The sequence below is a fragment of the Pseudomonas putida genome (assembly GCF_025905425.1).
In the GTDB taxonomy this organism is placed as follows: Bacteria; Pseudomonadota; Gammaproteobacteria; order Pseudomonadales; family Pseudomonadaceae; genus Aquipseudomonas; species Aquipseudomonas putida_AF.
On record NZ_CP109603.1, the window covers coordinates 1,647,753 to 1,671,500 of the forward strand.

General features: G+C 62.8%; 24 protein-coding genes. 17 read left to right on the plus strand and 7 right to left on the minus strand.

All coding sequences use genetic code 11. The annotated features are described in order from the left end of the window. Nucleotides 1-153 precede the first annotated feature (153 nt). Complete coding sequence (locus tag OGV19_RS07390; RefSeq protein ID WP_264312778.1) at nt 154-1,857, minus strand: sigma-54-dependent Fis family transcriptional regulator; 1,704 nt, start codon at nt 1,855-1,857, stop codon at nt 154-156. Nucleotides 1,858-2,230: 373 nt separating this feature from the next. Between OGV19_RS07390 and OGV19_RS07395 the strand changes: the two genes are divergently transcribed. The 7 genes from OGV19_RS07395 (at nt 2,231) to OGV19_RS07425 (ending at nt 7,833) form a co-directional block, all read left to right on the plus strand. Further along, entirely contained in the window at nt 2,231-2,488 is a 258-nt protein-coding gene (locus tag OGV19_RS07395) for a phenol hydroxylase subunit (RefSeq protein ID WP_264312779.1), read from the plus strand. Nucleotides 2,489-2,543: 55 nt separating this feature from the next. Further along, entirely contained in the window at nt 2,544-3,539 is a 996-nt protein-coding gene (locus tag OGV19_RS07400; RefSeq protein WP_264312780.1) for an aromatic/alkene monooxygenase hydroxylase subunit beta, read from the plus strand. Further along, on the plus strand, nt 3,536-3,805 hold the full coding sequence (locus tag OGV19_RS07405) for an MmoB/DmpM family protein (RefSeq protein ID WP_099428932.1): 270 nt from the start codon (nt 3,536-3,538) through the stop codon (nt 3,803-3,805). Before OGV19_RS07400 ends, OGV19_RS07405 begins: the two co-directional genes overlap by 4 nt. Before the next feature lie 32 nt (nt 3,806-3,837). Beyond that, the gene (locus tag OGV19_RS07410; RefSeq protein ID WP_264312781.1) at nt 3,838-5,352 is read left to right on the plus strand and encodes an aromatic/alkene/methane monooxygenase hydroxylase/oxygenase subunit alpha; all 1,515 of its coding nucleotides are present in this window, start codon (nt 3,838-3,840) and stop codon (nt 5,350-5,352) included. A gap of 72 nt (nt 5,353-5,424) precedes the next feature. Next, nucleotides 5,425-5,784, plus strand: a complete 360-nt coding sequence (locus OGV19_RS07415; RefSeq protein ID WP_264312782.1) for a phenol hydroxylase subunit P4 — start codon at nt 5,425-5,427, stop codon at nt 5,782-5,784. Between the two features lie 11 nt (nt 5,785-5,795). After that, complete coding sequence (locus OGV19_RS07420; protein ID WP_264312783.1) at nt 5,796-6,857, plus strand: NADH:ubiquinone reductase (Na(+)-transporting) subunit F; 1,062 nt, start codon at nt 5,796-5,798, stop codon at nt 6,855-6,857. 76 nt (nt 6,858-6,933) lie between these two features. Continuing rightward, nucleotides 6,934-7,833, plus strand: a complete 900-nt coding sequence (locus tag OGV19_RS07425) for a SphA family protein (protein WP_264312784.1) — start codon at nt 6,934-6,936, stop codon at nt 7,831-7,833. Nucleotides 7,834-7,975: 142 nt separating this feature from the next. Here OGV19_RS07425 and OGV19_RS07430 read toward each other — a convergent pair whose 3' ends face one another. Next, on the minus strand, nt 7,976-8,911 hold the full coding sequence (locus OGV19_RS07430; RefSeq protein WP_264309399.1) for an IS110 family transposase: 936 nt from the start codon (nt 8,909-8,911) through the stop codon (nt 7,976-7,978). Between the two features lie 389 nt (nt 8,912-9,300). Then, nucleotides 9,301-9,999 (minus strand): pirin family protein, encoded by a 699-nt coding sequence (locus OGV19_RS07435; protein ID WP_264312785.1) that lies wholly within the window; start codon nt 9,997-9,999, stop codon nt 9,301-9,303. A gap of 222 nt (nt 10,000-10,221) precedes the next feature. Between OGV19_RS07435 and OGV19_RS07440 the strand changes: the two genes are divergently transcribed. The 4 genes from OGV19_RS07440 to OGV19_RS07455 all read left to right on the plus strand — a co-directional run bounded on the left by OGV19_RS07440 (nt 10,222) and on the right by OGV19_RS07455 (nt 16,415). Continuing rightward, entirely contained in the window at nt 10,222-12,693 is a 2,472-nt protein-coding gene (locus OGV19_RS07440; protein ID WP_264312786.1) for a UvrD-helicase domain-containing protein, read from the plus strand. Between the two features lie 212 nt (nt 12,694-12,905). Further along, nucleotides 12,906-13,832, plus strand: coding sequence for an alpha/beta fold hydrolase (locus OGV19_RS07445; protein ID WP_264312787.1), 927 nt, complete (start codon nt 12,906-12,908; stop codon nt 13,830-13,832). A 67-nt stretch (nt 13,833-13,899) separates the two neighbouring features. After that, nucleotides 13,900-14,319, plus strand: coding sequence for a VOC family protein (locus tag OGV19_RS07450; protein WP_264312788.1), 420 nt, complete (start codon nt 13,900-13,902; stop codon nt 14,317-14,319). 422 nt (nt 14,320-14,741) lie between these two features. Continuing rightward, the gene (locus OGV19_RS07455; RefSeq protein WP_264312789.1) at nt 14,742-16,415 is read left to right on the plus strand and encodes an MFS transporter; all 1,674 of its coding nucleotides are present in this window, start codon (nt 14,742-14,744) and stop codon (nt 16,413-16,415) included. A gap of 79 nt (nt 16,416-16,494) precedes the next feature. On the opposite strand, the gene OGV19_RS07460 is transcribed toward OGV19_RS07455, so the two are convergent. Both OGV19_RS07460 and OGV19_RS07465 read right to left on the minus strand, forming a co-directional pair. Continuing rightward, nucleotides 16,495-17,064, minus strand: a complete 570-nt coding sequence (locus OGV19_RS07460) for a hypothetical protein (protein ID WP_264312790.1) — start codon at nt 17,062-17,064, stop codon at nt 16,495-16,497. Between the two features lie 63 nt (nt 17,065-17,127). Then, nucleotides 17,128-17,514 (minus strand): VOC family protein, encoded by a 387-nt coding sequence (locus tag OGV19_RS07465; protein WP_264312791.1) that lies wholly within the window; start codon nt 17,512-17,514, stop codon nt 17,128-17,130. Nucleotides 17,515-17,678: 164 nt separating this feature from the next. Between OGV19_RS07465 and OGV19_RS07470 the strand changes: the two genes are divergently transcribed. Then, nucleotides 17,679-17,864: a hypothetical protein gene (locus OGV19_RS07470; protein WP_264312792.1), complete on the plus strand. Its 186-nt coding sequence runs from the start codon at nt 17,679-17,681 to the stop codon at nt 17,862-17,864. A 152-nt stretch (nt 17,865-18,016) separates the two neighbouring features. Further along, nucleotides 18,017-18,922: a LysR family transcriptional regulator gene (locus tag OGV19_RS07475; RefSeq protein WP_264312793.1), complete on the plus strand. Its 906-nt coding sequence runs from the start codon at nt 18,017-18,019 to the stop codon at nt 18,920-18,922. A gap of 32 nt (nt 18,923-18,954) precedes the next feature. On the opposite strand, the gene OGV19_RS07480 is transcribed toward OGV19_RS07475, so the two are convergent. Next, a complete protein-coding gene (locus OGV19_RS07480; protein ID WP_264312794.1) occupies nt 18,955-19,428 on the minus strand; it encodes a YMGG-like glycine zipper-containing protein in 474 nt (157 codons plus the stop codon). A gap of 233 nt (nt 19,429-19,661) precedes the next feature. On the opposite strand from OGV19_RS07480, the gene OGV19_RS07485 reads away from it, so the two are divergent. The 4 genes from OGV19_RS07485 to OGV19_RS07500 are packed head-to-tail and all read left to right on the plus strand — an operon-like array spanning nt 19,662 to nt 23,090. Continuing rightward, on the plus strand, nt 19,662-20,258 hold the full coding sequence (locus tag OGV19_RS07485; RefSeq protein WP_264312795.1) for a paraquat-inducible protein A: 597 nt from the start codon (nt 19,662-19,664) through the stop codon (nt 20,256-20,258). Next, nucleotides 20,255-20,899 carry a paraquat-inducible protein A gene (locus OGV19_RS07490; RefSeq protein WP_264312796.1) on the plus strand — a complete coding sequence of 215 codons (645 nt, stop codon included), beginning with the start codon at nt 20,255-20,257 and terminating at the stop codon, nt 20,897-20,899. Before OGV19_RS07485 ends, OGV19_RS07490 begins: the two co-directional genes overlap by 4 nt. After that, complete coding sequence (locus tag OGV19_RS07495; protein WP_264312797.1) at nt 20,883-22,523, plus strand: PqiB family protein; 1,641 nt, start codon at nt 20,883-20,885, stop codon at nt 22,521-22,523. Before OGV19_RS07490 ends, OGV19_RS07495 begins: the two co-directional genes overlap by 17 nt. Before the next feature lie 24 nt (nt 22,524-22,547). Then, nucleotides 22,548-23,090, plus strand: coding sequence for a PqiC family protein (locus OGV19_RS07500; RefSeq protein WP_264312798.1), 543 nt, complete (start codon nt 22,548-22,550; stop codon nt 23,088-23,090). Between the two features lie 4 nt (nt 23,091-23,094). Here the strand turns inward: OGV19_RS07500 and OGV19_RS07505 are convergent, their stop codons facing one another. Then, nucleotides 23,095-23,682 carry a TetR/AcrR family transcriptional regulator gene (locus OGV19_RS07505; RefSeq protein ID WP_264312799.1) on the minus strand — a complete coding sequence of 196 codons (588 nt, stop codon included), beginning with the start codon at nt 23,680-23,682 and terminating at the stop codon, nt 23,095-23,097. Nucleotides 23,683-23,748 lie beyond the last annotated feature (66 nt).

A 23,748-nucleotide genomic window follows, 5' to 3' on the forward strand; every position in this document is an offset into this window, starting at 1 on the left:
TCGTTGTTGTTATTGCGGTGAACTGCGTACAGCAAATGCGATGCCATGTTTATAACTAACTGATATTTAAGAAATTATTTGTTTTAGACACGGTAGCCGGTGTTGCGCGCTCAATCATTTGATCAACCCGCGCCACGCCTTTTGTCCAAATGCTCAAGCCTTGCCGGCCACGCTTTCGCCCGGTGTTTTTTTCAGCCGATAAGCCAGGGCAGGGCGGGTCATGCCCAGCAGCCGCGCCGCTTCCGAAACGTTTTGCCGGCAGCGTGTCATGGCCTCCTGCATCAGTGCCTCCTCGACCGCATCCAGGCCGGTGCCGCTGTCGAAAATCTGCGCTACCCAGCCTGGCGTGGCTTGGTCGCTCGCCGCCACCAGCCGGCCATCGCTGCCAAGGCCGATGCTGTCGATGGCGGGCGGTGCATGGGGGAACAGCGCATCCAGGCCGATGCTCTGGTTCTCATCGGTGATGATCACACCGCGCTCCATGAGGTTTTCCAGCTCGCGAATGTTGCCCGGCCAGTCGTAGTGCAGGCACACCTCCATGGCCCGGTCGCTGAGGCCGCGGGTTTTCTTGCCGTAGCTTTCATGCAGGCGCCCGAGGAAGTGCTCGATGAGCAGCGGAATGTCCTCGCGGCGCTCGCGCAGCGCGGGGATACGCACCGGGAACACGTTCAGCCGGTAGAACAGGTCGGCGCGGAAACGCCCGTCCTTGACAGCTTGCTCCAGGTCTTCGTGGGTGGCGGCGATGACCCGCACATCCACCTGCCGCGTGCGGCTGTCGCCCACCCGTTCCAGCTCGCCCTCCTGCAGTACCCGCAGCAGGCTGGCCTGGGCGCGTGGCGTCAGCTCGATGATTTCGTCAAGGAACAGGGTGCCGCCGTTGGCCCGCTCGAAACGGCCCATGCGTGCCTGCTGGGCGCCGGTGTAGGCGCCTTTCTCGACCCCAAACAGTTCGGCCTCGATCAGGTCGGGCGGTATCGTCGCGCAGTTCAGCGCCACGAACGCCGCGCCAGCGCGCTCGCTGCGCAGGTGCAGGCTGCGGGCGATGACTTCCTTGCCGACGCCGGTTTCGCCCAGCAGCAATACCGAAGCCTTGCCCGAGGCGACCTTGTCGGTGAGCGCGCAGCAGCGCCGGTACACCGCCGACTGGCCGATGCCGTAGAACTGCCCCGACTCGTACTGCAGGCGCTGGCGCAGGTTCGCCACCTGCACCTGCAAGGATTGCAACTCGTCGATCACCGGGTCGCTCTGGAAGTAGCGCATGAAGGTTTCAGCGTCGTCCCATTGCTCCACCGGCTTGCCGATGATGCGGCACTCGCTGGCGCCGCAACCGCGGCAACTGACCTCCTTGTACAGCACCTGGCGGCCGAGGAAGAACGAGCTGTAGCTGATCGCGTAACCCAGCAGCATCCAGCAGATCGGCTGCTCGGAATGCAGGTTTTCCTGCTGGCAGTTCTCCACTTCGAAGGAGTCCTGCCATTCGATGTCGGCGTAGAAATGGCCGTTATCGAGGTCGATCTCCAGCTGCAACGGGCGGACCTTGACCATGCCCTTGAGCGAGTGCAACTGGGGGCCGATGAAGAACATCTCCACCGGGTTGCCAGTGGGGCGCAGCTTGCGTGCGAGCTCGGCGTCCTTGAGGCCGGACTGGTAGCCCAGGCGCAGGAAGAAGCCCTTGGCGCGCTCCACACCGAGCATCTCGATCAGCTCGCGGCGCATGCCGGCCATCATCGCCGCCTGCACCAGCAGCATGCGCTGCTCGTCCAGCCAGATCTTGCCTTCGGTGCCGAGGAAGCGCACCCGTTCGGTGAGGTCCTTCAGCGCCGGTGCAGGTTCCGGCGCCCTGTACTGGGTAATCATTCGCGTGCGCCCCTTGGTTGTAGTTGTATGGGGAATCGGCGCGTCCCGCTCAGGCAAGGGCGGGTGATGGTCGCGCCGGGACGACCTCGGTGATTCAGGCAAGGCCCGGGTCATCTCTTCTTTCTAAACCGCCTGAAACCTGCGCAAAAGTCAATCGCAGGTCGTGTTGGTCATTTGCTCGAAGTGCCATTGCGCGATTGAGCAAATGATCAATCGAGCGGGCGCGTCGGGTTGGTGAACGCGCTGCGGCTCAATTTTTCAAAAACAAAAAAACTGTTTTAAAACAATTAATTAGATTGTTTTTTCGGCTCTGGAGACAGGCCTGGCACAGCGGTTGCTCTAGCCCTTGCAAGCCCTACCGGAGCACAACCGCATGACCCCAGCCACTACGCCCTTCGAGCAGATGCCGCGCTACGTCCGGGTACGCAGCGAAGCGGACGCCGCCTTTGTCGAGTTCGACTTTGCCATCGCTTACCCGGACCTGTTCGTCGAACTGGTCCTGCCACGCGCCGCCTTCGAGCGCTTCTGCGAGAGCAACCGGGTGCTGCACATGGACGCCGCGATGGCCGCTGCCGTCGATGCCGACATGCAGAAGTGGCGCTACGGCGAGCGCCACGACGAAAACGACTGAAGCGCCGTTCGACGGCGCATTGCTTCCCCACAACAACAAGTACAGGACGCCTTGCATGAGTATCGAGATCAAGACGGCCACGGTCGAGCCGATCCGCCAGACCTTCAGCCACACCCGCCGGCGTTTCGGTGACAAGCCTGCCAGCCGCTACCAGGAGGCCAGCTTCGACATCGAAGCCGCCAGCAACTTCCACTACCGCCCGCTGTGGCAGCCCGACAAGCTGCTCAACGACCCCAGCCGCACCGCCGTGTGCATGGCCGACTGGTACACCGTCAGCGACCCGCGGCAGTACTACTACGGCCCCTACGTGCAGGCCCGGGCACGGATGCAGGAGAACGCCGAGCACAGCTTCGCCTTCTGCGAAAAGCGCGAACTGCTGGCCAGCCTACCCGAGGCGACCCGCGCCCTGATCGCCCGGCTGCTGCTGCCGCTGCGCCACGCCGAGCTGGGCGCCAACATGAACAACAGCGGCATTGCCGCCGATGCCTTCGCCACCAGCGTCACCCAGATGCACATGTTCCAGGCCATGGACCGCCTGGCCATCGCCCAGTACCTGTCGCGCATTGGCCTGCTGCTCGAAGACGACGGCCTCGCGCTTCTGGCCGAGGCCAAGCAGCGCTGGTTGGACGAGCCAGCCTGGCAGGGGCTGCGCCGTTATGTGGAAGACAGCCTGGTGGTGCAGGACTGGTTCGAACTGACCCTCGCCCAGAACCTGGTCAGTGACGGCTTGCTGTACCCGCTGCTGTTCGAGCACTTCGATGCACAACTGGTGGCCGCCGGGGCAGGGCAGGTCGGCATGCTCACCGAGTTCATGCGCCTGTGGTTTGCCGAGAGCCAACGTTGGGTCGATGCGCTGGTCAAGACCGTGGTTGCAGAGAGCCCGCACAACCGTGCGCTGATCGAAGGCTGGGTGGCCCAGTGGCGTGTGCGCGCACTGCAAGCGTTGCTGCCCCTGGCCGAAGCCGGCCCTGGCCGCGACGCCCTTGATGCCATCGACAGCGCCTTTGGCGCACGCCTGAAAAAGCTCGGCCTCAACGGAGACGCCGCATGACTTCCCTTGTGTACATCGCCTTCCAGGACAACGACAGCGCCCGCTACATCGTCGAGGCCATTACCCAGGACAACCCGCACGCCGTGGTCCAGCACCAACCCGCGATGATCCGCGTGCAGGCCGAAGGGCGCCTGGAAATCCACCGCGCCACGGTGGAAGAAAAGACCGGCCGTGAATGGGACGTGCAGGAAATGCTGATCGACGTGATCACCCTGGGCGGCAACGTCGAGGAAGACGAAGACTGCTTCGCCCTGCACTGGAACTGATCCGCACAACGACAAGAATCCGGAGTACCACCATGGCCGCCAAGCGCCTCAACCAGAAAGACAAATACCGCTGCCTAACCCGTGACCTGGGCTGGGAACCAAGCTACCAGAGCAAAGAAGCGATCTACCCTTACGAGCGCTTCGAGGGCATCAAGATCACCGACTGGGACAAGTGGGAAGACCCCTTCCGCCTGACCATGGACGCCTACTGGAAATACCAGGCCGAAAAAGAGAAGAAGCTGTACGCGATCTTCGATGCCTTCGCCCAGAACAACGGCCATCAGAACATTTCCGATGCCCGCTACGTCAATGCCCTGAAGCTGTTTCTCAGCGGCGTCACACCATTGGAATATCAGGCTTACCAGGGGTTCGCCCGGGTCGGCCGGCACTTTAGCGGTGCCGGTGCGCGGGTGGCCTGCCAGATGCAGGCGATCGACGAGCTGCGCCACGTGCAGACCCAGGTGCACGCGATGAGCCACTACAACAAGCACTTCAACGGCCTGCATGACTTTGCCCACATGCACGACCGGGTGTGGTTCCTCTCGGTACCCAAGTCGTTCTTCGAGGATGCCCGCACGGCTGGCCCGTTCGAGTTCCTCACGGCCATCTCGTTCTCCTTCGAATACGTGCTGACCAACTTGCTGTTCGTGCCGTTCATGTCGGGTGCCGCGTTCAACGGCGACATGGCCACGGTAACGTTCGGCTTCTCGGCGCAGTCCGACGAGGCCCGGCACATGACCCTGGGGCTGGAGGTGATCAAGTTCCTGCTTGAGCAGCACGAGGACAACGTGCCGATCGTCCAGCGCTGGATCGACAAATGGTTCTGGCGTGGCTACCGGCTGCTGACCCTGGTCGGGATGATGATGGACTACATGCTGCCGAACAAAGTGATGTCCTGGGCCGAGGCCTGGGAGGTGTACTTCGAGCAGGCCGGCGGCGCGCTGTTCAAGGACCTGGAGCGCTATGGCATCCGCCCGCCGAAGTACGTCGAGCAGACCACCATCGGCAAGGAGCACATCACCCACCAGGCCTGGTCGATCTTCTACCAGTACAGCCAGGCCACCAACTTCCATACCTGGATCCCCACCGACGAGGAACTGGACTGGCTGTCGGCCAAGTACCCGGACACCTTCGACCGCTACTACCGGCCGCGTTACGAGCATTGGCGTGACCTGCAGGCGCGCGGCGAGCGCTTCTACAACCCGACCCTGCCGATGCTCTGCCAGATCTGCCAGATCCCGCTGGCCTTCACCGAGCCGGATGCGCCGACGCAGCTGAGCCACCGCAGCCTGGTGCACGAAGGCGAGCGCTACCACTTCTGCTCCGACGGCTGCTGCGACATCTTCGCCTACGAGCCAGAGAAGTACGTGCAGGCGTGGCTGCCGGTGCACCAGATCCTGCAGGGCAACTGCGGCGGCGGCGACGTCGAGGCGGTGGTGCGCGACTACTACAACATCGCCCCCGGCCAAGACAACTTCGAGTACCAGGGTTCGCCCGAGCAACAGCGCTGGGAGGCGCTGCAGAGCGCCGAGCGCAAGCACGGCTGAAGCGTCGAGCGGCTGAAATGCCAGGGCGCCTTGCCGCGTCCTGGCCCTTACAAGAACAAGAGGAACATTGCCATGCCCGTGACCGCCATCGGCACATACACCGCCCAGCCCCTGGACCGCCAGGCCAACTTCCACGGTGCCCAGCTGGTGTACCTGTGCTGGGAAAACCACCTGCTGTTCTGCGCCCCCTTCACCCTGCCCGTAGCCCCTGAAATGCCGTTCGGGGACTTCATCGAGCAGGTGGTCAAGCCGGCGATTGCCTTGCACCCGGACGCCGCGCAGGTCGATTTCGCTGCCGTGCGCTGGCGTCTGGACGAACAGCCGTTCACCCCTGACCTGTCTTGTGGGCTGGCCGCCAACGGTGTGGTCCACAAGAGCCTGCTGCACCTGCATACCCCCGGCCTCGAAGGCCTGGGCGGCAGCCATAACTGAGGAGCGCTGCCATGAGCTATCAAGTCACCATAGAACCCACCGGTGAGCAGATCGAGGTGGAGGAGGGCCAGACCATTCTCGAGGCTGCACTGCGCCAGGGCGTGTGGCTGCCATTTGCCTGCGGCCACGGCACCTGCGCGACCTGCAAGTGCCAGGTGCTGGAAGGTGAGGTCGACCTAGGCGCGGCGTCCTCCTTTGCCCTGATGGACATGGAACGCGACGAGGGCAAGGTGCTGGCCTGTTGTGCCATTCCGCAAAGTGACCTGGTGATCGAGGCCGACATCGACGTCGACCCGGACTTCGCCGGCTTGCCGGTGCAGGACTACCGCGCCGTGGTCACCCAGCTGGTTGAGCTGTCGCCGACCATTCGCGGCGTGCACCTCAAGCTCGACCGGCCGATGGCGTTCCAGGCCGGGCAATACGTGAACCTGCAACTGCCTGGCATAGAAGGCACGCGCGCGTTCTCCCTGGCCAACCCGCCCGACCGGCCCGACGAGGTGGAGTTGCACGTGCGCCTGGTGGAAGGCGGCGTGGCCACCGGGCATATCCACCGCCAGCTCAAGGTAGGCGATGCACTGGACTTGTCCGGCCCTTACGGGCAGTTCTTCGTGCGCAGCTCGCAGCCGGGCGATTTGATTTTCATCGCGGGCGGCTCGGGGCTGTCGAGCCCGCAATCGATGATTCTCGACCTGCTGGCGCGGGGCGATACGCGACGCATCACCTTGTTCCAGGGGGCGCGTACCCGCGCCGAGCTGTACAACCGCGATCTGTTCGAGGCGCTGGCGGCCCGCCATGCCAACTTCAGTTATGTGCCGGCCCTCAGCCAGGCAGCCGAGGACGAGCAGTGGCAGGGTGTGCGCGGCTATGTGCACGACGCCGCCAGGCAACATTTCGACGGCCGCTTCAATGGCCACAAGGCCTACCTGTGCGGCCCGCCACCGATGATCGATGCCGCCATCAGCTGCCTGATGCAAGGCCGCCTGTTCGAGCGCGACATCTTCATGGAGCGCTTTTACAGCGCTGCCGACGCTGCCACTGAAGGTCAGCGTTCGGCGCTGTTCAAACGCATCTGACTGGCTCATTGCCCGGCACCTCGTCTGCGGGGCGCCGGCGTGCACCCGACCGATAACAACAACAAAGGTTGACCCGATGAACCCGAAGCTTGCCCACCTGCTACGCCTTGGCGCCTGCGCCGCCCTGTTCGGCGCTGCCAACCTGTCCCATGCCACCGAGGGAGGCGGTACGTCCTACCCGTTAGGTGCCGAAAACTACATGTCGGGCGCCATGCCGCCGCCGGGCTTCTATGGCCAGTTGTTCGTCAACCACTATGAGGCCGACAACCTGCGTGGTAACGACGGCAGCAAACTGCCGGTGGACTTTCGCGTGCGCGCCAATGCCATCGTGCCCCGCCTGATCTGGGTAAGTGACTACACGGTGTTTGGCGCCAGCCTAGCGCTGCACGCGATTGTGCCGCTGGTGGACCTGAAGGTTTCGCTCAATGGCCAATCGCAGCACAACCAGGGCCTGGGTGACGTGATTTTTGGTCCGGCACTGGGGTTTCACCACAGCGACAAGTTCCACAGCATCCTGGCCTTTGACATGATTGCCCCCACAGGCCGCTACGACAAAAACGACCTGGCCAACCCCGGACGCAACTACTGGGTGTTCGAGCCGGTGTATGCGATGAGCTACGTCGACCCCGCTGGGCTCAACCTGGATGCCAAGGTGATGTACGACTTCAACCGCAGCAACCCGGATACCGATTACCGGTCCGGGCAGGAGTTTCATGTCGATTATGCGGTGGGGTGGGGGTTAGGTAATGGGTGGGTGTTGGGGGTGGGGGGTTATTACTACCGCCAGACCACCGACGACCGCCAGGATGGCGAGCGTATCGAGGACAACAAAGGGCGCAGCTTCGCCATCGGGCCGTCGATCAAGTACAGCGGCGAGGGAGGGTGGTTTGTGACTGCGAAATGGTCGAAGGAAACCGAAGTGCGAAACCGTGCTCAAGGGGATGCGTACTGGGTGAAGCTGACGTTGCCGTTCTGACTTTCAGGGAAACTGCCCGGCCTCTTGGGGGCAGTCCACATTGTGGGAGCAACTGTCTTCTTGTGGAAGCTGGCCTTGCCGGCGATGGGGCGCGTAGCGCCCCAGGCCCGGCTGTGCCGGGCATCGCCAGCAAGGCTTGCTCCTACGAATGAGCTATTTGCTCCTTCCAGGGCGTTCCGGTCTTGAGCATCGCATTTAGCCTCACTATCAATACTCGCATACACGCCACCACCGATACTTTCGCGCACTTCCCCTGGGCTCGCAGTGCTTTGTAGCGCTCGCAGAAGTCCTTGTTGTGCCGTATCACCACCCAGCAGGCCATATAGAGCGCCCGCCTGACTTGTGAGCGTCCCCCCCAGATTGAACGCTTGCCCGACTGCTTGCCGCTGTCCTGATTGAACGGCGCAACACCGACCAAGGCGGCAATTTCCTTCTTATCCACCTGGCCCAGCTCTGGCAGCAAGGCCATCAGCTTTCCGGCAGTAATCAGACCAATTCCTTTGACTTGAGTGAGCTGTTTAACCCGATCATCAGGCAAAGCTGCTGCCTGCTGTGCGATCTCTTGTTCCAGCGCTCGAATTTCACCCTTCAGATAGGCGATGTGTTGTTCCAACCGCAAACAAACACTGGGAGCCCGCGCCTGCTTCAGGCGCCGCTTGTCATCGTCGCGCTGTTGGACGAAGCGATCCCGCTGCATAAGCAGTTCGCGCAGCAAGGCCCGCTCGGGTGTCATCACCTGGCAAGGCCGTGGGGGCATAACTTCAGCCAGGTGAGCCAAAACAGCTGCGTCAATGGGATCGGTCTTGGCGCGTTTACCCATCGACTTGGCAAAGTCCCGGGCACGACTGGGATTGATCCGGCAAACCGGAAAATCGGCATCCTGCAGCGCTTTGAGGACATTGCACTCGTAGCCACCGGTAGCTTCGAGCAAGACCATTGAAACTGCATACCCGCCAAGCTTTTCGACGAGCAGTTGGAATCCCTTCAAGTCATTGGAAACACTGAAGTTCACCCCCTCAGGGCGGATGTGAACAGCAAGTGTGGCACTGGAAACATCGATGCCGACAGAGGAAGACATGGCCAAACCCTCTTAAACTCAAGGAGTGAGAGCGCTTTGGCTTGGCCCACGCTTGTGATTCGAGATTACGCCCCTCATCCAACTGTTCGGGCTCTCGCCAAAGTGGAACGGTGAATGGCAGCTTTTGCTCCCACACGTGCTCTGGGCACCTCGGGCTATCAGCTTGCCATTCACCGCTCTCACTTCAGATTCTATTCCCTCTCCAAGACACAAGCGGGCTTGTCCCGCGAATGGAGCTACGCGGTGCATGGCACCGGCTTCGCCGGTGTTCGCGGGGCAAGCCCGCTCCCACAGAGTCGCCGCTAAATCAATGAGCAAGACAGTTGCTCCCATAGAGTCGCTGCTAACTCAATGCGTTGAGTTTTGCTCTATGGGAGCAGGCAATCGATTCAGGCAACATCCACCAGCACGATCTCGCTGTCCTCGATGGCCGTAACCCGCAATATGTCCTCTTGCTCGATCGCCACGCCATCACGCGCCTTGGCCCGCAGCCCGTTGACCTCCACCAACCCCTTGGCCGGCACCAGGTAACCACGGCGCCCAGCATCGAAGCGGTACTCGGCGCTTTCCCCGGCACGCAGGGTTGCGGCCACCAGCCGTGCGTCGGTGCGGATCTGCAAGCTGTCTTCGTCACCTTTACGCCCGCTGGCCAGGGTCACGAAGCCTTCGCCGCGTTCGCCTGTGGGGAAGGGCCGGGTGCCCCAGGTCGGCGCATCGCCCACCCGCTCTGGTATGACCCAGATCTGGAAGATGCGCGTATCGACATCTTCCAGGTTGTACTCGCTGTGGACGATTCCGGAGCCTGCACTCATCACCTGCACGTCGCCCGCTTCGGTACGGCCTTTATTGCCCAGGCTGTCCTGGTGGGTGATAGCGCCTTCACGGACGTAGGTGATGATTTCCATGTCACGGTGTGGGTGCGGCGGGAAACCACTGCCAGCCGCGATCAGGTCATCGTTCCAGACCCGCAGGTTGCCCCAGTGCATGCGGGTCGGGTCGTGGTACTCGGCAAAGGAGAAATGGTGGTGGGCATCGAGCCAGCCGTGGTTGGCGTGGCCGAGGCTTTCGAACGGTCGCAGTTGCAGCATGGTCGTGCTCCTTGAATCAGTGGAATGACGCCATGATGCGGCAAAGAAAGATCGAAAATAAGCGTAAATATCGGCTAATAATGATCGATTAATAAGATTGGTTAGGCTGTAGCTTTTTATCCGCTTCATCGCCTAATCCACTGATCTGCAAGCATTCGCTGGTGATTTTTGATGGATGCGGCGAACATGGCACGCTGATTTTTGTATTCCATCGGAGTGACCGTGGCCCACGAGCATCCCCAGGCGCCTGCCGACCTGACCCCACCTGCCCAGTTACCGTGGTTTCGCCGCCTGGCCGCCCGTCTTCTGGGGCGGGGCCTGACCCGCCTGCAAGCCCAGCATCGCGACTCCTGGTTCCTTGGCCACGCCACGGGGCAGCGCAGTGGCCATGCCGACGGGGTGCACGAAGGCTTCGAACGCGGGCGGGTGGAAGGCTACGAGGCGGGGCGCCAGGTGCTGGTGATCCGCGATACCCGCCCCGACACCGCCGCCGTGCCCGGCCAGGACGACAACCTTTTCGACGATTGGCGCCTGCCATTGACCGCCGAGTTGAAGAAGCGCTTCAAGGCCGATGTGGCCCAGCGCCTGCCGGCCGAGGCGCAACCGAGTGCGGCGCAGTGGAAGCTGATTTTCAGCGACACCCCGTCCACCTGCGTGGTAGCCGGGGCAGGGGCGGGCAAGTCCACCTCGCTGGTGTTGCGCATTCTGCTGCTGCGCCATTACCTGGGCTACGAGCTGGACGCAATGACGGTGGTTACCTTCACCCGCGAATCGCGCAAGGACTTCATCAAGCGCCTGCTGCAGGTGTTCGCCCTGTGGCAGATCGACTTGCAGCCCGCGCTGGCCCGTGAGCTGGTGCGCACCTTCCATTCGCGCATCTTGCCGCTGGTACGCAGCCTGCCAGGCTTCAGCCAAGTACGTGCGTTCGAAACACTGGGCAACGAGATGCCGGCGGGCCGAGAGGCCGAGGCCGAAAGCAACCCGTTCGACCTGCGCCTGAACGATGCGCAGCGCCAACAGCTGAACCTCTGCTACAGCACCTTGCTGGGCGAAAACCCGCGCTTTGCCGAACTCATTGGCCTGCTGCGCAGCGAGGCGCTGCAGCTCAAGCCGCTGGACCCTAACCACCCAGATGTGCAAAAACGTGCACAGGTGACCCAGTTGGCCGCCCAGCGCGACGAAGAGCTGTGCGACGTGATCGAGGACCTGTGGTTCGCCGCGGGCGCCTGGCCGATCAAGGGCATCGAGCCGTGCCGCGACACGCTCGAGATCCGTGGCAGCCGCTTCCATGTGCATGGCCGCCTGCAGGGGCAGGGGGCCTGGGTGGTGCTGGGTTTCGACCCTGCGGAAAGCGCGCAGTACCAGCGCCCCGGCGCCAAGCTGGCAGTGCGTGCCGAGTGGGCGGTCAAGCGCACCCTGTTGCAGGCGTTCTGCGACAAACCGCTGATCTGGCTGGACAACTACGCGGCCGCCCGGCGCCTGGCCGCCTCCCTGGCCGGTGATGCGGTGGCCGGCCCGGGCTTCGAGTACAAGGTCAAGGGCGAACTGGCCCCGGCGCCGCTGCTCGACGCCTTTGTCGGTGCCGCCAACTTCATCGAAAACCTGGGGCTTGACGTGAACAGCGCCGTGGCGGCGATGAGCTTCCCGGCAGGCGACAGTGACGGCCTGTTTTTTGAAGCCCTGGCGTTGTACTGGAAAGCCCTGGAGGCGCACCTTTTGAGCCAGTCGCCGCCAGTGATGAGCTACAACCGCATGTTTGCCCTGTTCGGCGAGAACAACCCGGAAAACCTGCAACTGCTGCCCGACCCGTTGCTCAGGCCCCTGGCCCACCTGATGATCGACGAGTTCCAGGACGTTTCGCCGCAGATCGTCAGTTGGCTGCGTGCCAGCCTTGCCGAAATCCGCCGGCGTGGGCCTCTGATGCACACCGGTCGAAATGCCCAGCATTCGTCGTTGTTGTGCGTGGGGGATGACTGGCAATCGATCTATGGCTGGCGCGGCAGTTCGCCGAAGTACTTCATGGAGTTCACCAAGGCATTCGTGTCACCGGCCAACACGCGGGTGATGATGGTGGAGAACTACCGCTGCCAGCAGCAGGTTATCGATGCGGCGGAATTTCTGGTCAAGGGCACACCAGCGATCACCGGCAAGAAGGCCCGAGCCAGTGGGCCTGCGGCCGAGCTGCCCGGTTCGCCGGTCAAGGTGTTCGACCGCGACGAAGCCGCGCTGGGCGAGACCCTCATCGAGCATTATCAACGGGGCGAGACAGTGATGATGCTGTACCGCAAGGGCAGCGACAAAGCGCTGATGAACGAACACCTGCAGGCCGTGCTACACGCCGAGGCGGCTTTGCCCGCCGAACAGCGTCGGCTGCGGCAGCTGACGTATCACAGTGCCAAAGGCTTGCAGGCTGATGCGGTGTTCATGCTCGGCGACTGCCAGTACCTGACCAGCTCGCCGTACAAGAACCAGGTGTATCGGCTGGCTGGCCTGGGTAAACCCGGTGATGCCCAGGCATTCGATACGGCGCAGAAGGAAGAAGTGCAGCGGCTGGCCTACGTCGCGGTCACGCGCGCGGTCAGGCACTGCTACTGGCACGTGGAAGCGGCCAATAGCGAAGCGCCTGCGGCTCCGCGTGCGTCGAGCCAGGTGGATGGCAGGCAGGCCTTCTTCGAAGACCTGCGCGGCCAGTGATGCCATCGGGGCATCCGCTTGAGTGCGAGGGTCGGTGACGGCTAGGTCACGGTCGGTGATGGGCCAGTAATTTGACGCCAGTTAAGCCAAGGTTACCTGTCGGAGCCTGCGGGCCCGGCGTTAGGGCTGTCGCTGGTGACGGGGTCGAAGGAGGCCGGCGGCGTATTCGGCCTGGTGTGGTCGTACCAGGCTTAAAGTCAGGAAGCGTACCCATGCGTTCACCATCGACACCCAAGGATCACCTGCTTGACCTCAACGGCATCGAGATTGCCGTGCGCTGCTGGGGGCCGGAGGACGGTATTCCCGTGCTGGCCCTGCACGGATGGCTGGACAATGCCGCCTCGTTCGAGCGCCTGGCGCCGATGCTCGAAGGCTGCTTCGTGGTCGCCCCCGACCTGGTCGGCCATGGCCGCTCGGCCCATCGCCGCCATGACAGTGGCTATTACCTGTGGGAGCACGCCCAGGACATGCTGGCGGTGACCGACGCCCTGGGGCTGGCGCAATTTCATGTGCTGGCCCATGGTATGGGCAGCGGCGTCGCTTCACTGCTCGCGGCCATGACCAGCGGCATTGTCAGCATGGTGTTCCTCGATGGCATGGGGGCGCCGTTCACGGTCGCCGAAGATGACCGCGTACAGCACCTGGCCCGGTCCTATCGGCTCAAACGCATGGTGCAACGCAGCCAGCTGCAGGGGTTTTCCGAGCCGGACGGCAGCCGTTTCGATAGCCTTGCCGCCGCCTTGGAGCAACGGCGCACGCGGCTGGATGGCGAGCTCTCGGAGGGCGCCGCACGGCTGCTGGCGCAGCGCGACCTGTTGCAATTGGGCGATGGTTATTGCTGGCGCCATGACCCGCGCCTGGTGCTGCCCGAGCCCATGCCGTTGACCGAGCGCGAAGCCTGTGACCTGCTCAGCCAGATCAGCTGCCCGCTGTATTTGATGTTCGGCAGGCAGGGCGCATTCAGCGGCAACGCTTATGCCCAGCGCGAGGCGGCCTTGCCCAGCCACGCGCGGGTTTCGTGGCACCCCGGCGGGCACCACTTCCACCTTGAAGCACCGGATCGGGCCTTGGTCGATCAACTGCTGCGGCTGCTGGCGCGTCACGAAGGGGGCCTGTTGCAACGCTTGGTCAATGAGTAGCGAGCACGCCGGGTAGTGGGCTATGGTGGCGGCAGACATTCGTGCAAATGCCACAAGGAGCCCCGGCATGCGACCGTTCACCATCAAGCACATCGACCACCTCGTCCTGCGGGTCAGCGACCTGCCGCGCAGCATTGCCTTTTATGTGGATTTGCTGGGCTGCTCGGTCAGCAGGGTGCGTGAAGACTTGGGCATGGTCCACCTGGCCACTGGCTCGGCGATGATCGACCTGGTTACGCTGGACGGTGTTCTGGGGCAGCCGGGTGGCGCCGCGCCGGGCGCACAGGGGCGTAACTTGCACCACTTTTGCCTGCGCATCGAACCCTTCGATGAGCAGGCGTTGACCGCTTACCTGCGCGCTGCGGGCGTGCAGGTGGAGCCAGCCGAGAAACGCTACGGCGCCGAGGGCGAGGGGTTGTCGTTGTACTGCTTCGACCCTGATGGCAACCAGGTCGAGCTCAAAGGGCCGGTGCCGGAGGGGGCATGACTTGCTGTGCAGACGCCAGCGTGATGCGGCTGTTACCGGGCATCCTCTGCAATAGCCCGCACAAACACATACATCGCTGATTTAGCAGAGACTCGGTGGGAGCGGGCTTGCCCCGCGAACACCGGCGAAGCCGGTGCCATACAGCGCGTGGCCCCCTTCGCGGGACAAGCCCGCTCCCACATCAGCATCTGCGCCGTTCGTTCGGGCGCGCCTCCTTCGCACCTCACGCCTGTAGCCAATCCGCCCTCACGGCAAGTGGATATCCCGGCAAATCCGATTATGCTTCACCTACCTTGCTGCGATCCGAGGCGGCCTGCCTCGTCGTGCTTCGCGCAACCAATGCAAGCCCTAGGGCCTGGGTGCGACGTTGAAATGGGTGTGAGGTGCTCCGGCCTGGGATAACAACAAGACGGAGGCAACCCATGGCGGTTCTCGACAGCGCATCCACGGGCAGTAGCGCGCCCCAACGCGGCATCACCAAGGAGGAGCGCAAGGTCATCTTCGCCTCGTCCCTGGGTACGGTGTTCGAATGGTACGACTTTTACCTGTACGGCTCACTGGCCGCGATCATCGCCAAGCACTTCTTTGCCGGCGTCAATGAAACCACCTCGTTCATCTTCGCCCTGTTGGCGTTTGCCGCAGGCTTTGCCGTGCGGCCGTTCGGCGCCATCGTGTTCGGGCGCCTGGGTGACATGATCGGGCGCAAGCACACCTTCCTGATCACCATCGTTATCATGGGCTTGTCTACCGCGCTGGTCGGCTTATTGCCCAGCTATGCGACGATTGGCGTGGCGGCGCCGGTCATCCTCATTACCCTGCGCCTGCTTCAGGGCCTGGCGCTGGGCGGGGAGTACGGTGGGGCGGCGACCTACGTGGCGGAGCACGCACCCAAGGGCCGGCGGGGCTTCTTCACCGCCTGGATCCAGACCACCGCGACCCTGGGGCTGTTCCTGTCGCTGCTGGTGATCCTGGCCTGCCGCACGGCTTTGGGCACCGAGGCGTTCGAAGCCTGGGGCTGGCGCATTCCGTTCTTGCTGTCGATCCTGTTGCTGGCCATCTCGGTTTACATCCGCCTGCAGCTCAACGAGTCGCCGGTGTTCATGAAGATGAAGGCCGAAGGCAAGGCGTCCAAGGCGCCGCTGACCGAATCCTTCGCCCGTTGGGAAAACCTCAAGGTGGTGATCATGTCGCTGCTCGGCGGCACCGCCGGCCAGGCGGTGGTGTGGTACACCGGGCAGTTCTATGCGCTGTTCTTCTTGCTGCAGACGCTCAAGATCGACCCGCAGACCGCCAACTTGCTCATCGCAGGCTCGCTGCTGATCGGCACGCCGTTCTTCATCATTTTTGGCAGCCTGTCGGACCGCATCGGCCGCAAGAAGATCATCATGGCCGGCTGCATCATTGCCGCGCTGACCTACTTCCCGATCTTCAAGGCGCTGACCGAGTACGGCAACCCGGACGTGTTCGTCGCCCAGGAGCAGAACCCGGTCGTGGTGGTGGCCGACCCCGGCCAGTGCGCGTTCCAGTTCGACCCGGTGGGCAAGGCCAAATTCACCAGCTCTTGCGACATTGCCAAGAGCCTGCTGGCCAAGCGGGCGATACCCTACGCCAACCAGAAGGCGGAGCCCGGCAGCGTGGCGCAGATCCGTATCGGTGAGCGAGTGATCCCGAGCTTCGACGGCCGCAGCCTGGCCGCAGCGGACCTCAAAGCGCAGAGCGATGCGTTTACCGCTACCCTGGGCGGGGCACTGAAGGAGGCCGGTTACCCGGAGAAAGCCGACCCTGCGAAAATCCACTACCCAATGGTGCTGTTGCTGCTGACCATCCTGGTGATCTACGTGACCATGGTCTATGGGCCGATCGCCGCCTGGTTGGTGGAGCTGTTCCCGGCGCGCATCCGCTACACCTCGATGTCGCTGCCCTACCACATCGGTAACGGCTGGTTTGGCGGCTTCCTGCCGACCGTGGCGTTTGCCATGGTGGCGGCGACCGGGGATATCTACTACGGCTTGTGGTACCCGATCGTGATTGCACTGATGACGGCGGTGCTGGGGATCTTCTTCCTGCCAGAAACCAAGGACCGAGATATCAACTAATTGCGATGCCTCTGTAGGAGCGGCCTTGCAAGGCCGCTCCTACAAATGCGCGTATGACAGAGGGCTGCAGTCAGCGCACTTAGTCAAAATACCCACGCAGCCTGAAGGCATACCCGGTGTCCACTGCTGTGGCTTCCCCCCGGCTCCAGCGATTTTTCAACACGAACTCGAACGCCGGTTCGTACAACCCGTCGCGCACCACCGCACCGCCGAGCACCTCCACGTCATACCAGCCGTTGTCCAACTCGATGATCGGCCGCCCTGGCGCCTGGTAGCGTGCCAGCAGATCGCCGAGGGTCTTGTTGGTGAAGTGCTGCAGGATGCGCCAGGTGTAAAGCATCAGCGCGCCGTGCTCAACGCGCAATACGTAACCCGAACGCTGATGTTTCAGGCGGCTGCCCGGCTCGCGCAAGGCGGGGGTGTGGCCATCGAGGGTGAAGATGATCCGGTAGGGCAGGTTGTCGATGCCCGCCATGGGCAGTACCACGCCTTCGCGCACCGCCCGATCACCGCTGTCGTTATGGGTGAACTCATGGGCCAGGTCGTCAGCCAGGTCGTTTTCCTGCTTGAAACGTTCGAGCAGCTGGATGTCGCCGACCAGGAAGTAATCGATCAGGTCGTTGAGAACTTCACTGAATTCGTGGCGCATGTGTTTTCCTTGTCGTGTGCGCTATTGAGGCGGGCCGTATGGCCCTGCTGGGCAGGGCGCCCGCTAGTGCTTCTGGGCGATCTGGATGAGGTTGCCGCAAGTATCGTCGAACACGGCCACGGTGACCGGCCCGACTGCAGTTGGCGGTTGGGTGAACTGCACGCCGGCTGCGCACAGGCGGGTATATTCGGCCTGGATGTCGCGCACGCCGAATGAAGTGGCAGGTATGCCGTCCTGCTTGAGCGCAGCCTTGTACACCTTGGCCGCAGGATGGGCATCGGGCTCCAGCAACAGCTCGACGCCGTTGGGGTCGTTGGGCGAAGTGAGGGTCAGCCAGCGGTGTCGGCCCAGGGGGATGTCATGTTTGGGCATGAAGCCGAGCACGTAGTGATAGAAAGCCAAGGCCTTGGCCTGGTCGTCGACAAGGATACTGGTGACAACGATCTTCATAGGCGCACACCGTTTTCTGGGACTTGTCCACTATGAGTAAAGACCTTTTGCGCAGCGCTGGGGTTCATTTCAGTGTGCAGGGGCTGAGGCGTTTCCCGGTGGGTACGTAGGCGAGCAGGTTGTAGTTTGAATGGCGCAAGTCACACAAACCTGGAGTCAAGACCATGCAAGAAGAACCGAACAATGAATCGCCCTCCCTTGATGAGTTGGAACACTTGGAGAACGCCGAGCCTCAGAAAACACTTTCAAGGCGTAAAAGAGGTGTTGCCCCTGTAGTGGGCATGCCATGCCAGTCTGGTTACAAACACGTTGGGGATGACTGCGTGATGGCGGATATTGAGTTCGAATAACCCGTGCACCCGGGGGCCCCAGGCGCGCCCCCACTAAAAACATGCTCAAGCCATAGGTAAATCCTTCATCGCCCGATCCCCCGGCAGGCGGGCACCACGTTAAAGTGACAGGCATAATCCCAGAGCGCCCAGACGGCGCCAAAGAGGTGCCTGTGGCTTCCTATACCTTGCGACAACTCAAGTATTTCGTCACCACGGTGGAGGCGGGCAGCGTCGCCGAGGCCTCGCGCCAGTTGTACATCGCCCAGCCGTCCATTTCTACGGCGATCAAGAGCCTGGAAGAAAGCTTTGGTGTGCAGCTGTTCATCCGCCACCATGCCCAGGGCGTGTCGTTGACCCCCAGTGGCAAGCGCTTCTACGCCAAGACCAAATCGCTGCTGCAGATGGCCCACGAATTCGAGCAGAACGCGCTGGCCGATAACGACACTGTGGCCGGGCAGATCGACATTGGCTGTTTCGAGACGGTGGCGCCGCTGTACCTGCCGCGCCTGATTGCCGGTTTTCGCGAACGTTACCCAGGCGTCGACATTCGCCTGCGCGACGGCGAGCAGCAGGACCTGATCCAGGGCCTGACTGCCGGCACCTTCGACTTGGTGTTTCTCTACGACCACGACCTGGACGGCACCATCGAGGCCGAGCCGCTGATGCCGCCGCAAAAACCCTATGTGCTGTTGCCCGAAAAGCACCGCTTTGCCGGGCAAACCCAAGTTTCGCTGCGTGATCTTTGCCCAGAACCCATGATTTTGCTGGACGTGGCGCCGAGCCGGACCTACTTCGTCAGCCTGTTCAACGAAATGGGGTTGACCCCGAACATTGTCTTCAGCTCGCCGTCCATCGAAATGGTGCGCGGCATGGTCGGGCAGGGGTTTGGTTTCTCGCTGCTGGTGACACGTCCGCATTCGGAGTGCACGTACGATGGGCAGCGCCTGGCAATGGTGGACATCGCCGAGCCGGTGGCGCTGTCAGGGCTGGCGGCAGCCCGCTTGAAGCGGGTTCAGCTGACCAAGCCGGCGCAGCTGTTTGTGGAGTTCTGCCGTGAAGAATTGGCTAAATTCTAATGCCAATCGTTGATCTGGCCCGTGCTTGATGCTCAAGGGTTGAGCTGATAGCCACGCCCCTGCAAGCAACCACTGTACGCGCTGGCATGGGCCGAGCTCTGCGCCTCGTCCTGCGTGCGTCGATCCTGGCGGCGATCCTGGCGCTGACGCATGCCACCCACCGCAGCACCGGCAGCGGCGGTTTCGCCGGCACGGTTCTGCCGGTACTGCTGCTTGGCATCGTCACTGGCCCGGTCATACAGTTCTTCATGCTGGTTGCCGCGCACCTGCGCCCCTACGGCGCCTGCCGCCGCACCGGCCGCGGCACCGCGGACTCGGCCACCGACGTGGGCGCTGCTGGATGACGCGGCGCTGTTCGCGGCGTTGCTGGCGACGGTAGTGCAATCATTGATGTCCAGTTGCATCTGTTGGCTGCTCTGGCCCTTGAGCGGCACCACTGTCTGCGCCTGGGCGGCGGGTGCTGCGCAGAGCAACACCAGCAGGTAACTCCATGTGAACGAACGCATGGCACACCTCCTGTGGACGTGAACCCCTATCACAGGATAGTCCGCCCGACAGAAAACATAGGCCTGTGCGTGGGTTGGCATACGGCGCAATGCCGCTTTCCCGGCTAGGCTTGCTGACGTGCGTGCGGCACCCGTGCCTATACCTGGTGCACGGTACAGCTGTATTACGTACTACATTGATCGAGCGGGCCCTTGGCTGAGGGCCTGAAACAGGGCTGACTGCGGGAAAGACCATGCGCCAGACCCAGGATCTGATCATCTGCGAATACTGCGACACGGTGTACCAGCGGACACCGCTAGGTCGCCATCAGCGCGCCATCTGCCCGCGCTGCGGCGGGGTTTTGTATCGCCATTGCAATTTGACGCTGCAGCAGCGGTTGGCGCTTAGCGTCACCGGCGGCATCTTGCTGGTGTTTGCCAACTTCTACCCGGTCATGACCATTGGCATGCAGGGGGTCTCCAACTCCGCGACCTTATGGGATGCGGTACAGATACTCAGTAACGGCAGCATCACCTTCATTGCCTTGGTCATGGCACTGGCCATCATCTTTGCGCCGGTATTGCAGATCGGTGTGTTGTGCTGGTTGTTGAGTTTTGCCCTGGCAGGCCAACGTGCACCGGGGTTCGCCCTGTGCATGCGCGCCCTGGAGAGCCTGCGCCCCTGGAGCATGCTGGAGGTTTGCCTGCTGGGTGCGATGGTGGCGGTGATCAAGCTTGCCGGGCTGCTCGATGTGATCCCAGGGATCGGCCTGCTAGCCCTGGCGGCCCTGAGCATGCTGATCATCCATATCGCCGGCAAAGACATCCGCGATCTGTGGGGGCAGGTATGAGCACACCTGCGAGTGCCGACAATCTGGGGCTGTGCCTGTGCCACGGCTGTGGCCAGGCCTGCGATGCGCGCCATGGCGCGCATACCTGCGGCCGCTGCGGCGCGTCGATTCACCGGCGCAAGGCCAATGCCATCAGCCGAGGGTGGGCGTTTCTGCTGGCCTCGCTGATTTTCTACATCCCGGCGAACCTGTTGCCGGTCATGCGTACCGAGATGCTTGGCAGCGGCAGCGACAGTACCATTGCCGGTGGTGTGCTGGAGTTTTGGGAGGCCGGGGCCTGGGATATTGCGCTGATCATCTTCATTGCCAGTGTCGGGGTACCTGCGATCAAGTTCTTCTCGCTCGGGCTGTTGCTGTTCACCGCCCAGCGCGGGTCCACCTGGGCGTGTCGGCAACGCTCGCAGCTCTACCGCTTCGTCGAGCTGATCGGCTACTGGTCCATGCTCGATGTGATGGTGGTGGCCCTGGTGGCGGCGTTGGTCCAACTGCGCGGCCTGGGCACCATCGAGCCGCGGGTGGGCATCCTGTTTTTCGGCATGGTGGTGGTGCTGACCATGCTCGCGGCGATGAGCTTCGATCCACGCTTGATCTGGGATGGCACCACCAACGAGGGAGGCCACATTGATGGCGCAGCCGACTGACACGCGAGAGGGTGCTGGGCAGGCCGAGGTTCGAACTCGGCGCTGGAGTGTCTCACTGGTGTGGATCGTGCCGATTCTGGCGATCCTCATCGGGGCGTCGCTGGTGGTGCGCAACTGGATGCAGCAGGGCCCGGTGATCTCGATAGCGTTCCATTCCGGCGAAGGCCTGGTGGCCCACAAGACCCAGGTAAAGTACCGCAGCGTGGTGATTGGCGAGGTGACCACGGTGGACCTGGCCGATGACAGGAAAAGCGTCATCGCCAAGGTGCAGTTGTCCAACGATGCGCGCTCGTTCGCCACCCAGGGGGCGCGTTTCTGGGTGGTCCGGCCACGCATTGGCGTGGGCGGTGTTTCCGGTGTCGATACCTTGCTCTCGGGCAGCTTCATCGGCGCGGACTCCGGTGAATCCAGGGTGCCGGAGAAGTCCTTTATCGGCCTGGAACTGCCGCCCCCCATCACCTATGACGAAAAGGGCAAGCGCTTCATTCTCACGGCCAGCGACCTGGGCTCGCTCGACATCGGTTCGTCGATCTACTACCGCAAGATACCGGTGGGTGAAGTGGTGTCTTTTGGTTTGAAGGAAGATGGCAAGGGGGTGGAGATCGGGGTGTTCGTGCAGTCGCCCTACGATACCTTCGTGACTGCTGACAGCCGTTTCTGGAATGCCAGCGGCATCGATATGCAGATTGGCGCCAATGGCCTGAAGGTCGATACCGAGTCGTTGTCGTCCATTCTGGTGGGCGGGCTGGCCTTTGGCTCGCCCGATTTTGCCCCGCAGGCCGAACCCGCTGCGGACCAGGCGCGCTTTCAGCTGTTCGTCGATCGTGAAACGGCCCTGGCGCCGCCCAACGGCCAGGCGCAGTACTTGCGGCTGCGTTTCGACCAGGCCATGCGCGGCCTGTCGGTGGGCGCGCCGGTGGAGTTCAAGGGGGTCGAGTTCGGCAGGGTGACCTCGATCAAGCTGGACTACGACGAGGTTCGGCAGTCCTTCCCGGTGGTGGTCGATGCGGTGATCTATCCGCAACGGCTTGGCCCTGTGCACCAGAAGATGCTGGCGGTGTTCAAGCATACCGAGGGCGACCTGGACGGCGCGCGACACCTGATCGGCACCTTCGTCGAACACGGCCTGCGCGCCCAGGCGCGCAGCGGCAACCTGATCACCGGGCAAATGTTCATCTCGCTGGACTTCTACCCGGACGCAGCAAAAGTCGCGTTCGACAAGGCCGCCGACCCCATCACCATCCCCACGCTGCCAGGCAGCCTGGAGCAGTTGCAGGAGCAGTTGCAGCGGGTGGTCGAGCGCATCGCCAAGCTGCCACTGGAGAGCATCGCCAACAACCTTGACGGCAGCCTTCGCGAGCTGCGCGCAAGCCTCAAGCAGTTCAATGGCCAGACGCTCCCTGATGTGAAGCTGGCCCTGGATGAAGTGCACAAGACCCTGCGTACGGCCAATTCAGCCATCGCCGAGGACTCGCCCCAGCGCGAGCGGCTGGGCGAGACGCTTGACGAACTGGAACGCATGTCGCGGTCGTTGCGCGATCTGTCGGATTACCTGGGCAGGCACCCAGAGTCGTTGATTCGTGGCCGGCCTAAAGCGGCTGGGGCACAAGACCTGAAACCCTGAGGGCGCACAGAGGAGTGACCGCCGATGCATCGACTGCGCAATGCGTGTGGGGCGGGCCTGCTGGCCTGCCTTTGGGGCTGCAGCAGCGTGCCCAACAACTATCACACCCTGGTTCCGAGCGAGCCGGTGCGTGGCGACACGCGGAACATTCAGGTGGTCAGGGTGAGCGTGCCGCCACAGGTCGACCGGCCGCAGTTGGTGGTGCGTCAAGGGCAAAGCGGCCTGGTCATCCTGGAAACAGAGTGGTGGGGCGCCAACCTGGTGGATGAGTTCAAGAGTGCCCTGCAGGACCAGTTGGGCGGCCCTACAGCGGGGCCCTGGACGCTGCTACGCGTCGAGGTGCAGCGCTTCGATACGGTGCCGGGGCGCTATGCGTCGCTGGAGACGGTGTGGCGCTTGCGTCGGCCCGACGATGTGGCGATGACCTGCCGGACGTCGGTGCAGACGGCGGCAGACAACAGCATTGCCAGCCTGGTGAATGCGCACCAGGCCAACCTGCGCAAGCTGGCCGAGGCGGTGCGCGCGGCGGCGCAGCCGGGTAGCGGGGCATGCCCGGCGCGGCCGTAAGCCCTCAGCTGGCGCTGCGCAGCCCTGTGAGCATCAGTTCCATGGCGTGCAGGGCCTGTTCCAGCCGTTGGCTTTGCCCGTCTTCTTCGGCAATCCAGAATGCCGTTTCTGCCAGGCCTCCGCAGATGAGCGACGCCAGTGCCTGGGGGTTGGCCTGGGCGACCACGCCTTGCGCCATCAATTGTTCCAGCATGCTGCGCAGCGACGCTACGCAATGCAGTTGCGCTTGCGGGGTGGGCGCACCCAGCACGGCACGTCCGTCACGCAAGACGATGCGCTGAATCTCAGGCTCGCGCGCCATTTCCAGGTAGGCGCGGCAACGGTGCCGGAAACCGTCCCAAGGGTCGCTTGCAGTGTCGGAAATGGCGTGCAGCCGTGCATCCATTTCCGCATCGATCTGCGCAATCACGGCAGCCAGCAGGCCCTTCTTGTCGCCGAAATGGTGATAAAGGGCGCCACGGGTGAGGTTGGCCTGGGCCGTCAGGTCGTCCATTGATGTATCACCATAGCCACGCGCGCAAAACACCTGGCGTGCGGTCTCCAGCAGGGTGGCGCGGGTCTGCTCCATGTCGGCACGGGTACGTCTGACCATCCGCCTCTCCTGGTAAGGGCTACTTTACATTCAGCGCGTATGATAATAGGGTTTAATCATACGCTG

What these genes read in the sequence shown, in the direction of transcription:
- OGV19_RS07390 (WP_264312778.1), bottom strand. Translation starts at nt 1,857, where the DNA reads ATGATTACCCAGTACAGGGCGCCGGAACCTGCACCGGCGCTGAAGGAC.
- OGV19_RS07395 (WP_264312779.1), top strand. Translation starts at nt 2,231, where the DNA reads ATGACCCCAGCCACTACGCCCTTCGAGCAGATGCCGCGCTACGTCCGG.
- OGV19_RS07400 (WP_264312780.1), top strand. Translation starts at nt 2,544, where the DNA reads ATGAGTATCGAGATCAAGACGGCCACGGTCGAGCCGATCCGCCAGACC.
- OGV19_RS07405 (WP_099428932.1), top strand. Translation starts at nt 3,536, where the DNA reads ATGACTTCCCTTGTGTACATCGCCTTCCAGGACAACGACAGCGCCCGC.
- OGV19_RS07410 (WP_264312781.1), top strand. Translation starts at nt 3,838, where the DNA reads ATGGCCGCCAAGCGCCTCAACCAGAAAGACAAATACCGCTGCCTAACC.
- OGV19_RS07415 (WP_264312782.1), top strand. Translation starts at nt 5,425, where the DNA reads ATGCCCGTGACCGCCATCGGCACATACACCGCCCAGCCCCTGGACCGC.
- OGV19_RS07420 (WP_264312783.1), top strand. Translation starts at nt 5,796, where the DNA reads ATGAGCTATCAAGTCACCATAGAACCCACCGGTGAGCAGATCGAGGTG.
- OGV19_RS07425 (WP_264312784.1), top strand. Translation starts at nt 6,934, where the DNA reads ATGAACCCGAAGCTTGCCCACCTGCTACGCCTTGGCGCCTGCGCCGCC.
- OGV19_RS07430 (WP_264309399.1), bottom strand. Translation starts at nt 8,911, where the DNA reads ATGTCTTCCTCTGTCGGCATCGATGTTTCCAGTGCCACACTTGCTGTT.
- OGV19_RS07435 (WP_264312785.1), bottom strand. Translation starts at nt 9,999, where the DNA reads ATGCTGCAACTGCGACCGTTCGAAAGCCTCGGCCACGCCAACCACGGC.
- OGV19_RS07445 (WP_264312787.1), top strand. Translation starts at nt 12,906, where the DNA reads ATGCGTTCACCATCGACACCCAAGGATCACCTGCTTGACCTCAACGGC.
- OGV19_RS07450 (WP_264312788.1), top strand. Translation starts at nt 13,900, where the DNA reads ATGCGACCGTTCACCATCAAGCACATCGACCACCTCGTCCTGCGGGTC.
- OGV19_RS07455 (WP_264312789.1), top strand. Translation starts at nt 14,742, where the DNA reads ATGGCGGTTCTCGACAGCGCATCCACGGGCAGTAGCGCGCCCCAACGC.
- OGV19_RS07460 (WP_264312790.1), bottom strand. Translation starts at nt 17,064, where the DNA reads ATGCGCCACGAATTCAGTGAAGTTCTCAACGACCTGATCGATTACTTC.
- OGV19_RS07465 (WP_264312791.1), bottom strand. Translation starts at nt 17,514, where the DNA reads ATGAAGATCGTTGTCACCAGTATCCTTGTCGACGACCAGGCCAAGGCC.
- OGV19_RS07470 (WP_264312792.1), top strand. Translation starts at nt 17,679, where the DNA reads ATGCAAGAAGAACCGAACAATGAATCGCCCTCCCTTGATGAGTTGGAA.
- OGV19_RS07480 (WP_264312794.1), bottom strand. Translation starts at nt 19,428, where the DNA reads ATGCGTTCGTTCACATGGAGTTACCTGCTGGTGTTGCTCTGCGCAGCA.
- OGV19_RS07485 (WP_264312795.1), top strand. Translation starts at nt 19,662, where the DNA reads ATGCGCCAGACCCAGGATCTGATCATCTGCGAATACTGCGACACGGTG.
- OGV19_RS07490 (WP_264312796.1), top strand. Translation starts at nt 20,255, where the DNA reads ATGAGCACACCTGCGAGTGCCGACAATCTGGGGCTGTGCCTGTGCCAC.
- OGV19_RS07495 (WP_264312797.1), top strand. Translation starts at nt 20,883, where the DNA reads ATGGCGCAGCCGACTGACACGCGAGAGGGTGCTGGGCAGGCCGAGGTT.
- OGV19_RS07500 (WP_264312798.1), top strand. Translation starts at nt 22,548, where the DNA reads ATGCATCGACTGCGCAATGCGTGTGGGGCGGGCCTGCTGGCCTGCCTT.
- OGV19_RS07505 (WP_264312799.1), bottom strand. Translation starts at nt 23,682, where the DNA reads ATGGTCAGACGTACCCGTGCCGACATGGAGCAGACCCGCGCCACCCTG.